Here is a 13564-nt window from a genome sequence, read left to right on the forward strand (position 1 = left end):
GCTGTGCAGCTGCAGCACCCTATCTGCGGCAACGGTCCAGTGCGAAATCGGCGGGTGGGCCGCTCCGCGAGGACCGGCCCACCCTTCATGTCCAGCGTGCGCGGACAGCGTGACGACGGTGCGGTTCCAGGCGCTGTCGGCGCCTTGTGGTGGCTTCCGCGCTACTTCCGCTTGAGGGTGAAGTTGCTGGTGACCGTCGCTCCCTTCTGGATCTTCACCGTCGTCACGGTCGGCTGGTAGCCGTCCTTGGCGACGATGACGGTCAGCGGATTGTTGCGGGCGTCGAGCCACAGGGCGTACGTGCCGTCGGCCGCGGTGGTGAGGGTGTACGTCGAGGCCCAGCTGTCGATCTGGACGGTCGCCCCGGCCAGCGGCGCGGTGCCGCCGGACGACGTGGCCCCCAGGACGGTTCCGGTGATCTTGCCCCAGGTCTTGGGCGGGTTGACGTGCAGGCTGACCGGTACCCGCGGCACGGAGTACGGAGTGTCGGTGCCCACGGTGAGGGCGGCGGTCAGGTCACCGGGCTGGGTCACCTCGGGGACCGAGGCGTCCAGGGAGACGGTGACGGTCGCCTTCGCGCCGGGCTCCAGGGTGAGTTGCTGGGTGCTTTCGCCCAGCCAGGTGATGTCGCCCGATCCGGTCTGGTCGTAGCCGGGCAGCAGCTCGGCCTTCGACGTCGGGGTGCTGGGCGCGGTGCCGCCGCCGACCTTGTAGAAGCCGGGGGCGCCGCCGCCCCGGTACGTGGGCACGGTGGGATTGGGAAGCGCGCTCCAGGTGCCAGCCTTCGGGTCGAAGGCCTGGCTGCGGTTGGTGAGCGCGTTGTTGCCGACACCGCCGGCCAGCAGCAGCTGTCCGTTGGCCGCGGTGGAGGCCGAACCCCACTGCGCGGCGGGCATGTCGGCGAGCTGGGACCAGCTGTCGGTGCCCGGGTCGTAGACGTAGGTGTGGGTCACGTCGCTGTTGCCGGTGCCCAGACCGCCTGCGCAGTAGAGCAGGTCGTCGATGGCGCCGCAGGCCTGCCACGAGATCGGTTCGGGGTAGGCGGCGATCGCGGACCAGGTGTCGGTCTTGGGGTCGTAGACGCTGGCGTCGGAGGTGCCGCAGGAGTCGGCGCCGCATCCGCCGATCATGTAGAGCTTGCCGTCGAGGACGGTGCTCCCGGATCCGGCGTACGGCTTGGGCGCGGACGCGCCGGTGGTCCAGCTGTCCGAACTCGGGTCGTAGATCTCCAGCTTCGCGTCGGGGTTGCCGGACGAGGCCCAGCCGCCGACGGCATAGAACTTGCCGTCGATGAAGCCGTGCGCGGGGTCCTCGCGGGTGTCGGACGCGCTCGCCAGCTTCGTCCAGCTGCCGGCGACCGGGTCGAGGACGTACAGGTCCTTGCTGTCGGCCGATCCCGTGTACCCGAAGGCCGAGTAGATCTTGCCGTCATGGGCGCTGACAGCGTTGTCCATGATGGCGCCCGGGAAGTCCGGGACGGTTTGCCAGGGGCCTTCGGCCGGGACGGCGGCGGGCTTGGCCGTGCCGCTCTTGGCGTGGGCCTTGCTGGACAGCGGGGTGAAGTCACCCTTGACGGTGCGTAGCGCGGCGCCCTTGCCCTGCTGGGTGAAGGTGCCGGACTGCTCGCCGAGCTTGACCGTCGCGGGCGCGCCGCCGGTGTTCTTCACCGTCAGGTTCTGCGTTTTGGATCCGCCCCAGGCGACGGTGGCGGAGACGGAGGCGGGGGTGATGGTGATGTTCCCGGCCTTGAGGGTGAAGTCGGCCGAGACCGTGCTGTCGGCGCCGACCTTCACCGCCTTGGAGAGGGAGGTGTACTTGGACTTGGCCGCGGTGAAGGTGTGGCTGCCGAAGGTGGTCGAGAGGAGTGAGTAGAAGCCGTCGGGGAGGTTGGGGTCGTCGGGGGTGGCGACCGTCGTGGTCTGCTCGGCGGGCTTGTCCTTGCTGGTGACGGTGGCGCCGACCACGCCGGTGGCGGTGTTCGCGTCGGTCACGGTGCCGACGACGAGGGCGCCCGGTGTGGGTGTGACCTCGCGGTCGCCGATGAGAACGTTGTCGACGGACCACCACCAGCCGAAGTGCGAGGTGAAGTGGAAGCGCAACCGCACCGAGGACTTGCCCGCGAAGTCGGTGAGCGGGACGGTGATCCGCTGGCCGGGGAAGATCGATGAACCCGCGGACCAGACCTTGGTCCAGGTCTTGCCGCCGTTCTCGGTCGCCTCGACCTCGGCGGTCTGGTTGTTGAACTGCTGGTACTGGGTGTTGAAGGCCAGTTCGGGGTTGTCCTTGCCGCTGAAGTCGTAGACCGGGGTCACCAGCGAGGTGTCCTGGGAGGCGGCGCCGCCGAAGTGGTCGCTGTCGACGACGGCGAACGCGCCGTCACCACCGGTGCCGTTGCCGCGGCTGCCGGGGTCGTCGAACTGCCAACCTCCGTCTGTCCCGTCCGCGTTGACCACGCTCCAGCCCGTCGGCGGGGCATCGGTGGCGTCGAAGGGCTCGGTGCTGCCGCTGTCGTGGACCTGATATCCGGGTGTGCTGGTGGCCCATGAGTCGACGGGGACCGAGAAGCCGACGGTCTGGTCGGAGCCGCCGACGTCGATCTTCTTGGTGACGGCGCGGTAGCCGGTGGAGGCCGTGGCGACGTGCAGGGTGTAGGCGTGCCCCTCCGGCAGGTCGAGGCTGTAGGAGCCGGTGGCCGGGTCGGTCCACACGGAGCCGGGCACGCCGTCCGCGGTGATCTTGGCGTAGAGCGGCCATCCGTGGCCGGAGCCGTCGACGACCCTGCCTGCGACGGTCCGGCTGGGTACCGGGGTGAGGGAGAAACTCTTGGTGAGCGTGGCGCCGTCGTCGACCACGACCTTGTCGGCCGAGTCGTCGGCGTATCCGAACGCCTGGACCGTGACATCGTAGGTGCCGGTCGGCACCGTCAGGGAGTACGCACCGGAGGCGTCGGTGTGGGCGACGTTGGTGCCCGCGCTGACGGTGGCCCCGCTGACGGGTTTGCCGGTGGCGCTGTCCGTGACGCTTCCGGAGATCACGCCGTGCGGGCCGCTGCGGAACGCGGACAGACCGGCGGGTGTGCCGAGGCCGGTGGGACCGTCGTAGCCGTCGGTGCCGTTGCACAGGTAGGACGGGGAGCAATTGCCGTTGCTACCGGTGGTGATGTCGTTGATCCCGGCGTGCGTCGCGTAGGGGTAGGAGTTCGGGTAGGTGCCGGCCACGGGGGTTCCGGCGTCGGCGTACACCGACGCGATGATGGGCGCCGAGACGCTGGTGCCGCCGTACACGGCCCAGCCGCCATTGCCGTAGGTCTGGTAGACCGCCACGTCCTCCGCGACGGCGGAGACGTCGGCGAGCGCCCGGTTGTCACAGCCGGTGTCGTGCTGGAACGCCGGCTTGGGTTCGTACAGTGAGCAGCCGGAGCCGGCGAGGTTCCAGGCGGACTCGGTCCAGCCGCGCGGTGTGGAAGGGGCCCGGGTCAGCGTGGTGCCGCCCACGGAGGTCACGTACTGGGAGGCCGCCGGGTAGCCGACGCCGTAGGCGTAGTCGCCGGTGGACGCGGTGATCGCGACACCCGGGTGGTTGTAGTGGGCGTCCAGCGTGGTGGTTTCGGAGGGGTCCTCGCCGTTGCCGCCGCGGTAGTCGCTGCCGTAGGAGTTGGAGACGAACTTCGCGCCGAGCGCGACGGCTTCGTCGACCGCCGAGGACAGACTCTCGAAGCTGTTGTCGTCCGCCTCGACCAGCAGGATGTGGGCGTTGGGCGCGACCGCGGAGACCATGTCGAGGTCGAGGGAGATCTCGCCGGCCCAGCCAGGGTCGGGATCGGGATAGTCGGTCCCGCCCCGCTGGCTGACTTTGTGGAAGCAGCCGTTGTCCGTGGTGCAGGCCGGCAGTCCGTACTGCTCTCGGTAGACGGCGAGGTCCGCCTCGGCGGTGGGGTCGTCGAAGGCGTCGACGATGGCGACGGTCTGCCCGCCACCGCCGTCGGCGGCCAGGTTGTAGGCGCTCTGCAGATCGGCGGCACCGTAGCCGTTGGGCGTGTCGGCAGACCGCATCAGGCCCTTGACCGACTTCACGTCGGAGCGGCGCAGGGCGAAGCAGGAGAAGTGGCTGCGCTTGGGCGCGGCGCACGTCGGCTCGAAGAGCGGGCGTGCGCCGTCCGAGGTGGCAGAGGCAGAGGCGGAGGCGGGCGCGGCGTCCGAGGCGGACGCCGGTGCCTGCAGGCCGAGCAGCGCCATCGCGGTGGCGCCGAGGACGGCCAGGCCGGTGGATATCGTTCGTCTGAGGGGGGATCTGGTTCGCGTTGTCGTGCCTGTGGTGCGCAACGTGTGACTCCCATGCGTGGTTGCTGGGGTCGACCCGTACACGGCTCTCGGGCGACGGTGAATGTCTCGGTATTCACCGGGGGCTAATTAGCGGGACCGGTAATTCGTGTGTCAATCACTTGCTTTCAGTGACAGTGGTGACTGAACGTCAATATTGAGGTGCCGTCCCGGTGTCTCCCGGCAGTGATTCAGGCGCGTTTCACGGGGAATGCGCGATTCCTTCTGTCCGCTGAGCGGACACAAAACGCCTGCTGTGGGCCCACGTTCACCGGAATGTGTCGAAGGCGTGAATACGACACGGCGTCAAACCGCCAGCTGTCCGCGTTGACCAGCCGATGCGAATGGATGGACTTTTGTGCTGGTCAACACGCGTCTTCCACTGCACGCCCGTGTGTCGAACGAAGCCGGGCCCACGGGCCCCCGCCCCGTCACCTCCAGGAGCCGTCCTTGCTGCACAGATCGCCCGCCGGACCCGGGCGGCGCAGACCGTCTCGCCCCCGGTCCGTCGCGGCCACGGTGGCCGCCGCCGTCCTCGCCGTCCTGGTGGCACTGCTGCCCGGACAGGCCCACGCCGCGTCCTCCGCGTCCGAACCGTCCGCCACCTCGGCGACCGCCGTCTCCGCCGAGCCCGCCTGCGGCACACCCCGGCCCGGCTCCTTCACGTGTTTCGCCCTGCGCCGCACCGACGTCCCCGCCACGCTCGGCCTGCGCCGCGCCGCGGCCGGCCAGGCCGACCCCGACGGCTACTCCCCGGCCGACCTGCGCGCGGCCTACGGACTGCCGGCCGACGGCGGGGCCGGGGCCACGATCGCCATCGTCGACGCCTACGACAACCCCGGCGCCGAGGCCGATCTCGCCGTCTACCGCAGGCAGTACGGGCTGCCCGCCTGCACCTCGGACAACGGCTGCTTCCGCAAGGTGGACGAACACGGCGCCGCCGCCTACCCGGCCGCAGACGACGGCTGGGCGGGCGAGATCTCGCTCGACCTCGACATGGTCTCCGCGATCGCACCCGACGCACACCTCCTGCTCGTCGAGGCCGACAGCGCGTCCTCCGACGACCTGGGCACGGCCGAGAACACCGCCGTGTCCCTGGGCGCGCGCTACGTCTCCAACTCCTGGGGCGGCTACAGCGACGACAGCGGCCAACTCGCCTACGACGAGGCGTACTTCAACCACCCAGGAGTCGCGGTCGTCTTCAGCTCCGGCGACGGCGGCTACGGCGCCAGTTACCCGGCGTCCTCGCCGTACGTCACCGCGGTGGGCGGCACCTCACTGGTCCGCGACGGCAGCGCACGCGGCTGGGACGAATCGGTGTGGAACACCACCACCGTCGACGGCGGCGGGCAACAGCACTGGGGCGCGCCAGGATCCGGCTGCTCGGAGGTCGAGCCCAAACCCGCCTTCCAGTCCGCCGTGGACTGTTCGGGCCGCTCAGTCGCGGATGTCAGCGCCGTCGCGGACCCGGCGACCGGCGTGGCGGTCTACAACTCCTTCTCCGACGGCGGCTGGAACGTCTACGGCGGCACCAGCGCCTCCGCGCCGATCATCGCGGGCGTGTACGCGCTGGCCGGCACCCCCGTCTCCGGAACCTACCCGGCCGCCTACCCCTACCAGGCGCCCGGCGCCCTCCACGACGTGACCCAGGGCGACGACGGCAGCTGCGCCGACCGATCGGTGTGCGGCCACGGTCCGACACCCGACTGCACCCCCGCCTTCACCTGCTCCGCGCAGCCCGGCTACGACGGACCGAGCGGGCTGGGCACACCGGACGGCACCACCGCCTTCCGCCCCGGTCCGCACGGCACCGTCTCCGGCTCGGTCACCGACGCGGGCACCGGCCGGCCGGTGCCCGGCGCCACGGTCGCGCTCGGCGACCACCGGGCGACCAGCGACGCGCAGGGCGCCTACCGGCTGGACATACCGGCGGGGTCGTACGCACTGACGATCAGTGCCTTCGGCTACAAGGACAACGCCCTCGGCACGGTCCGCGTGGACGACGGTGCCACACTGACCAAGAACGTGGCGCTGACCGCGCTGCCCTCACAGACCCTGTCCGGCACCGTCCGCGACGGCGGCCAGCACGGCTGGGGCGTCTACGCCCGGCTCACGGTCGACGGTGTGCCCGGCACGTTCTTCACCGACCCGGCGACCGGCCGGTACGCGGTCCGCGTGCCCGACAACCACACCTACACGCTGCACGCCACGGCGCTCTACCCCGGCTACCGGGCCGCCGACACCACTGCCCCGGTGAGGTCCGCCCCGCGGACCGCCGACCTGACACTGCCGCTCGACACCACGGGCACACTGGCTCCCGGCTACGAAATGACCTACCACGGTGGCGAGTCGCAGTCCTTCCCGACCGCGGCCAGGCCTGACGGGTGGACGATCCGCGACAACACCGCGGCCGGCGGCTGGCAGTTCGACGACCCGCTCAACCGGGGCAACCAGACCGGCGGAACCGGCCGATTCGCCGAAGTGGACGACTTCGCCCTGGGCTGGGCACCCGCCGACACCGAACTCATCAGCCCCAGCTACGACTTCAGCGCCGAGCGAGCCCCCGAGCTGCAGTTCGACACAGCGTTGCCCTCGCTCTACCGGGTCGGCGATCTGACCGCGGACGTGGACGCGAGCACCGACGGCGGCGCGACCTGGACCACCCTGTGGCACCACACCGACATCGTCGCCGGTCCGGCTCACGAGGCGGTGCCGCTGACCTCGTACGCGGGCAAGAAGTCGGTACGCGTCAGATTCCACTTCACGGGCTCCCTGACCGGCATATGGCAGATCGACGACGTGAGAGTCGGAACCCCGGCTCTGGTCACCCGTCCCGGCGGGCTGCTGGTCGGACGGATCGACGACGCCAACTCCGGTCACGGCGTCCTCGGCGCGACCGTCGCCGCCGCAGCGGTGGCCGCCGACCGCGGCCGTATGGTGGCCGCGCCGGGCGACCTGGCACGCGGCGACGGCCTGTACTGGCTGTTCTCGTCGCGCACGGGCCCGCAGAAATTCACCGCGGGCCTGCCCGGCTTCGGATACCCGCCCGTCACCGACACGGTCAGGGTGCGGGCCGACACCGTCACCACGGCCGACTTCACCCTGCACCCGGCTCAACTGCGCTACGACATCCGGTCGGTGACGGCCAACGTGCCGTGGGGGGCCAGGAAGAACGTCACGGTCACCGTTCACAACACCGGCGGTACGCCCGCCACCGTCTCGCTCGGCGAGCAGAACCTCGGCGGCACCCCGGCGCCATCGAGCGGTGCCCCCGCCCGGCACGCCACAGCGGCACTCACCCCGAACACCCTGCCGCGCACCGCCGCCGCACCGGCGTCCGGAACCCGCACCCCGGCCGGGCAGGAATGGTCCGCGCTGACCGACCTGCCGACCGGGACCTTCGGGGGAATCGCCGCGGTCGACGACGGCACGCTGTACGCCGGCCTCGGTGAGGCACCGGGAGGTCAGTGGAGCGCTGCCTTCTCCGCCTACGATCCGGGCACCGCGACCTGGCGCGCACTCACGGCGCCGGCCACCAGGCGACTCGGGCCGGCCTACGGCTTCATCCGCGGCAAGCTGTACGTCACCGGCGGCCGCGACGCCTCGGGAGCGCCCATCGCGGGCGGCGAGGTCTACGACCCGGTCACCGACACCTGGTCGCAGATCGCGGACGTGCCCAAGGCGTACGGTGCCGCCGGCTCGGTCGTCCTCGGTGACCGGCTGTACGTGATCGGCGGCTGCGACCGGATCAACTGCGGCAGCGCCGACGTCCAGATCTACGACCCGGCGACCGACACCTGGGCGGCAGGCAAGCCCTACCCGGAACCGATCTCGTACCCGGTGTGCGGCGACGCGGACGGCGTGGCCTACTGCGCGGGCGGTGCCTACGAGCCCGACGGCCACTCCCCACGGGCCACCGACCACGCCTACGCGCTGGACCGGGCGAGCGGGACCTGGCACCGGGTGGCCGACGCCCCGGCCGATGTCTGGGGCGCCACCGGGACAGCGGCCGACGGCCAACTGCTGGTCGCCGGTGGCTTCGAGGTGAGCGCCGGCGCGCTGACCAACGAGGCACACGCCTACGACCCGGCCACCGACACCTGGTCCGCGCTGCCCAACCTGGCCGAACCCGTGCTCGGTGCCCAGTCGGCGCCCGGCTGGTTCGCGCTCGGCGGCATGGACGCCTACAGCGTGCCGCAGCAGGCCGTGCGCGAACTGCCCGGCTGGGACCAGGCACATGGCGACGTACCGTGGCTCGCGGAATCGGCCAGGAAGCTCACGGTCGAAGCGCACGGGTCGGCCCGGATACGGCTGACCCTCGACGCCGGGGCGATGACCGCCGCCGACGCCGGCGCACACCGGGCGGCGCTCGTCGTCGACACGGACACCCCGTACGGCGCGGTGTCACTGCCGGTGACCATGACGGTGGTACCTCCGGCCGGCTGGGGCCGGCTGACCGGGACCGTCTCCCGTACGACGCCCGCGGGGGAGGTGGCACCCCTCGAGGGTGCCACGATCGACATCGACGGCCCGAGCGGCGCTCAGACCGCGACTACGGCCCAGGACGGCACGTACTCCGCGTGGTCGCCGGTGAAGGGCGGCCCCGTGCGAGTGGTCGTACGGGCGGACGGCTACCGGCCCGCGACCCGGTCGATCCGGCTGGTGAAGGGAGGAGTGGTCACCTCGGACTTCCGTCTGCGGGCGAGGTGAGACGGGGCCGGCCGGAACCCCAGCCGCCCGCCCGCCCCGGCCCCCGCGGGGCGCCCCCGCCCCCCCCCGGCCCCCGCCCCCGGGGGCCGGCGCGCGGTACCGCACACATCTCACAGTCCGCGATCCCCGCGGGGATCGCCTTCTTGATGGATGCCGCCAGGTCGACGAGCGCGGCCGAACCGTCCCGCTCGGCCCACTTCCTCGGCACGCTGACTTCGACGTACGCCCGGCGTAGGCTGCTGGTGAAGCGGTACGCCCCGTCGCTCCGCTTCTCCATCAGCCAGCCGACGCCGTTCACCTCGCCGCTGAGTGCCTCCTCGTCGTTCATCTTCGAGGGTCGTTCGACACCGCAGCGCAGTATGATCGCCGGGCTTCCCCAGCCCGCGGTCAGCGCGGACCGGGGCTCGGGATCGTTCCGGTCGAGGCCGTCCACCTTCTTCGGCAGCACCTTGTCCAGGTTCTGGCACAGCGCGGAAACCTTCGCGTCCGGACCGGGAACCACGGCCGAGGCGCCGTCGTCTGCTGAGGAGCAGCCCGTGACGGAGATCAGCAGGGCGAGAACGGGCAGCCCGAGAAGAGTGGTGTGCCGGTGACGGGAAGAGTTCACCGGCCAAGGGTAGACGGGGGCTAGAGGTGCACCACCGGGCAGGTCAGGGTGCGGGTGATGCCATCCACTTGCTGGACTTTCGCGACCACCATGCGGCCGAGATCGTCCACGGTGTCGGCCTGGGCCCGCACGATCACGTCGTACGGTCCTGTCACGTCCTCGGCCTGGATCACCCCCGGGATCTTGCTGATCGTCTCGGCGACGGTCGACGCTTTGCCGACCTCCGTCTGGATCAGGATGTACGCCTGTACCACGGAACCTCCAGGGCGGCCACGAGGATCATGTGGGGAAAAGGAACGCCACGGTATCGCGTCGCCGCTCGTCGCGGGGAGACCCGCGGTGACTGGGGCTTGCGCGCCGGGGTGCGCGGACCGCACAAGTTGACGGTCAACTCGACCGTACCGAGGACAGAGACGGCTCGCTACCGGGCACCGGTAGCGGCAGAGGGAGCAGTACGACGATGAAGGGCACCGTGGGCGAGTTGGGGGAGTTCGGGCTCATCAAGGAGCTCACTTCGCGTCTCACCACCACCCCGGCGGTCCGGGTCGGCCCCGGCGACGACGCCGCGGTGGTGGCCGCGCCCGACCGCAGGGTCGTGGCGAGCACCGACATCCTCCTGGAGGGCCGGCACTTCCGCCGCGACTGGTCGACGGCGTACGACGTCGGACGCAAGGCGGCCGCGCAGAACCTCGCGGACATCGCCGCGATGGGCGCCGTACCGACCGCGCTGCTGCTCGGTCTCGTCGTACCGGCCGAGCTGCCGGCCACCTGGCCGTCCGAGCTGATGGACGGGCTGCGCGACGAGTGCCAGGTCGCGGGCGCCGCCGTGGTCGGCGGCGACGTCGTACGGGGTGACACCATCACCGTCGCGATCACCGCGCTCGGTGATCTGCGCAACCACGAGCCGGTGACCCGGGGCGGCGCACGGCCCGGCGACGTGATCGCCGTGACGGGCTGGCTCGGCTGGTCGGCGGCCGGGCACGCGGTGCTCTCCCGCGGTTTCCGTTCGCCGCGGGCCTTCGTCGAGGCGCACCGGCGCCCCGAGCCCCCGTACCACGCGGGTCCCGCGGCCGCCGGGCTCGGCGCGACGGCGATGTGCGACGTGAGTGACGGGCTGATCGCCGACCTGGGTCACATCGCCGAGGCGAGCAAGGTCAGGATCGACATCCGCTCGGGTGCCATCGACATCCCGTCGCAGATGAACGACATCGGCCAGGCCGTCGGCGTCGACCCGATCCAGTGGGTGCTCACCGGCGGCGAGGACCACGCGATCGTCGCGGCCTTCCCGCCGGACGTGAAGCTGCCCGCGCGCTGGAAGGTGATCGGGGAGGTGCTCAACCCCTCCGCGCTGCCGCAGGTCACGGTGGACGGCGCACCGTGGACCAGCAAGGGCGGCTGGGACCACTTCGGTGACATCGAGTCGTGAGACGGCCGGGGCCGGTGCGGTGCGCGTCGAGGGCGTGCGCCGCGCTCTCCCGCGCGTGGGTGTGCGAACAGCACAGAACCCGCCCACCGTGAGGTGGACGGGTTCAGTGCAAGCGAACCAGCAGTGGCCGCGCGCTGGCGGTTGTCAGCGCGTCACCTTGCCGGCCTTGATGCACGAGGTGCAAGCGTTCACGCGCTTCGGCGTCCCGCTCACCACGGTACGTACACGCTGGATGTTGGGGTTCCAGCGGCGGGACGTACGGCGGTGCGAGTGCGAGATGTTGTTGCCGAAGCCCGGCCCCTTGCCGCAGACGTCGCAGTTGGCAGCCACGGGTCACTCCAAAGACTTCAGATGCACTTACGGTGGATCCCGGCATGCCGGGATCAAGATCTAGGATCTGAGTGGCGGTGCCAGGGGGAAGACCCGATCGGAATCGGGCAACTGGAGCAGCATACAACGACTGCGTCCGGAGAACGAAACTACCATGGCCGCCCCGGGGCGGGCCCCGGCCCTCCCCGGACCCGCTACCGTCAGTAACCCGCTCTGGGTCTACGCTGCGTCCCACGTCCAGCAGCTCAAGGAGGCGCAGGTGCCGCAGGTGCCGCAGACATTGGATGCTCTCGCGGTGCGCACCTGGTGCGGCCTCGCGCTGGAGGCGCTGGGACGGGCCCGCGAGGAGATCGACGCCATCAATGTCTATCCGGTGGCCGACGGGGACACCGGGACCAACCTGTATCTGACCGTGGAGTCGGCGACGGCGGCGGTGGAGGCGGTCTTCGCGGGTCACGAGACGGTGGCCGCCGCGGGCGACGGCCCGGCGAGCGCGGGGGAGGGGCGGCCCACTCTCGCCGACGCGGTGCGGGCGATGGCGCACGGGGCGCTGATCGGGGCCCGCGGCAACTCAGGGACGATCCTCGCGCAGCTGCTCCGCGGCATGGCACTGGTGCTGGCCGCCGACGGTGAGAGCGCTCACACCGATGCCGAGGGGCTCCGTCTCGCCCTGAGGCAGGCCGCCGACTCCGCGCGCGACGCCGTCGCGCACCCGGTCGAGGGCACCGTCCTCACGGTCGCCGCGGCCGCCGCCGAAGCGGCCGGCGGCGCCGAGGGGGACTGCGGCACGGTCGCGCGCGCGGCCTACGAGGGAGCGCGGGCCGCCCTGGTGGCGACCCCCCGGCAGCTCGCCGTGCTGGCCCGCGCCGGTGTGGTGGACGCGGGCGGGCGGGGGCTGGTGGCGGTACTCGCGGCACTGGTGGAGACGTTCACGGGGGAGTCCCCGCGTACCGGGTGGGCGCTGGGGGAGGCGCACACGCGCGTGGCCGTGGCGGCCGGGCCCGTGACCGAGGCCACCGCCGCGGTCGGCCCGCGTCCCGCTCCCGGCCGCGACGCCGGCGCCGGGCACGCCGACCCCGGTTGCGCGGACGACCGGCCGGACGACGGAGGGCCGGCCTTCGAGGTCATCTACCTCCTGGAGGCGGAGGACACGGCCGTGACGCGGTTGCGCGAGCGGCTCGACCGCCTCGGGGACTCCCTCGTGGTCGTCGGCGGCGACGGACTGTGGAACGTCCACGTCCATGTGGACGACGCGGGCGCCGCGGTGGAGGCGGGCGTCGAGGCCGGGCGGCCGCACCGCATCAGGATCACGCACTTCGGGCTCGGTGACGCGCACACCGCGGGTGCGGCGGGGCTGCCGCCCAGGGAACGGGCCCAGCGGGCCGTCGTGGCGGTGGTGCCCGGCGAGGGACTGGCGGGACTGTACGCCGAGGCCGGGGCGACCACCGTGCTCGCGCGGCCCGGTGAGCCGCCCGCCAGCGGGGAGCTAGTGGACGCCGTACGACGGGCCCACGCGCGCGAGGTGGTGCTGCTGCCCAACGACGCCGACCTGCGGCACACCGCGGCGGCCGCGGCCGAGCAGGCCCGCACGGAGGGGGTGCGGGTCGCGCTGATCCCGACCCGTTCGGCGGTCCAGGGCATCGCCGCGCTGGCCGTGCACGAGCCCGGGCGGCGCTTCGACGAGGACGTCGTCGCCATGACCTCGGCGGCGGGTGCCACCCGGTATGCGGAGGTCGCCGTCGCCGAGCGGCAGTCCTGGACCATGGCGGGCATCTGTCAGGCCGGGGACGTACTCGGCCTCATCGAGGGGGACGTGGCCGTGATCGGGGCGGACATCGCGGCCACGGCGGAGGCGGTCATCGACCGTATGCTCGCCGCCGGTGGTGAGATGGTGACGCTCGTCCTCGGTGACGAGGCGCCCGGGGCGATTGCCGCGCGTCTCGAATCCCGGGTCAGGGAGACGTATTTGGCGGTCGACACGGTGGTGTATCGAGGGGGGCGGCAGGGGGCGCTGCTGCTGATCGGCGTGGAGTAGCGCCCCGCCGCGTGCCACACCCCGGGTGCCTTCGCCCCCGCCGCCCCTACCCGTCCCATCCCGTACCTGGGGGCTCCGCCCCCAGACCCCCGTCCGGCCTTAAGGGCCTTGTCCTCAAACGCCGGACGGGCTGACAT

At 71.9% G+C, this 13564-nt stretch carries 6 protein-coding genes and 1 pseudogene; 3 read left to right on the forward strand and 4 right to left on the reverse strand.

Annotated elements, in window-relative coordinates; genetic code table 11:
* Nucleotides 1-161 precede the first annotated feature (161 nt).
* Nucleotides 162-4322, reverse strand: a complete 4161-nt coding sequence (locus tag ACFV2J_RS34795) for a carboxypeptidase regulatory-like domain-containing protein (protein WP_385442423.1) — start codon at nucleotides 4320-4322, stop codon at nucleotides 162-164.
* A gap of 447 nt (nucleotides 4323-4769) precedes the next feature.
* Here ACFV2J_RS34795 and ACFV2J_RS34800 point away from each other — a divergent pair, with 447 nt between their 5' ends.
* Entirely contained in the window at nucleotides 4770-9029 is a 4260-nt protein-coding gene (locus tag ACFV2J_RS34800) for a carboxypeptidase regulatory-like domain-containing protein (RefSeq protein WP_385442424.1), read from the forward strand.
* Between the two features lie 115 nt (nucleotides 9030-9144).
* Here the strand turns inward: ACFV2J_RS34800 and ACFV2J_RS34805 are convergent.
* Both ACFV2J_RS34805 and ACFV2J_RS34810 read right to left on the reverse strand, forming a co-directional pair.
* A pseudogene (locus ACFV2J_RS34805) lies at nucleotides 9145-9636 on the reverse strand (DUF3515 domain-containing protein); the annotation flags it as partial.
* Nucleotides 9637-9656: 20 nt separating this feature from the next.
* Nucleotides 9657-9890, reverse strand: coding sequence for an Lrp/AsnC family transcriptional regulator (locus tag ACFV2J_RS34810; protein ID WP_003997603.1), 234 nt, complete (start codon nucleotides 9888-9890; stop codon nucleotides 9657-9659).
* Nucleotides 9891-10096: 206 nt separating this feature from the next.
* Here ACFV2J_RS34810 and ACFV2J_RS34815 point away from each other — a divergent pair, with 206 nt between their 5' ends.
* On the forward strand, nucleotides 10097-11062 hold the full coding sequence (locus ACFV2J_RS34815; RefSeq protein ID WP_148010650.1) for a thiamine-phosphate kinase: 966 nt from the start codon (nucleotides 10097-10099) through the stop codon (nucleotides 11060-11062).
* 144 nt (nucleotides 11063-11206) lie between these two features.
* On the opposite strand, the gene rpmB is transcribed toward ACFV2J_RS34815, so the two are convergent.
* Nucleotides 11207-11392 (reverse strand): 50S ribosomal protein L28, encoded by a 186-nt coding sequence (gene rpmB, locus ACFV2J_RS34820; protein ID WP_168530407.1) that lies wholly within the window; start codon nucleotides 11390-11392, stop codon nucleotides 11207-11209.
* A 259-nt stretch (nucleotides 11393-11651) separates the two neighbouring features.
* On the opposite strand from rpmB, the gene ACFV2J_RS34825 reads away from it, so the two are divergent.
* On the forward strand, nucleotides 11652-13427 hold the full coding sequence (locus ACFV2J_RS34825) for a DAK2 domain-containing protein (protein WP_385096691.1): 1776 nt from the start codon (nucleotides 11652-11654) through the stop codon (nucleotides 13425-13427).
* The last annotated feature ends 137 nt before the right edge of the window (nucleotides 13428-13564 follow it).

This window comes from Streptomyces sp. NPDC059668 (genome assembly GCF_042734135.1).
In the GTDB taxonomy this organism is placed as follows: domain Bacteria; phylum Actinomycetota; class Actinomycetes; order Streptomycetales; family Streptomycetaceae; genus Streptomyces.

Excerpts from the sequence above, each read along its gene's own strand:
- ACFV2J_RS34815 (WP_148010650.1), top strand. The coding sequence starts at position 10,097 with ATGAAGGGCACCGTGGGCGAGTTGGGGGAGTTCGGGCTCATCAAGGAG.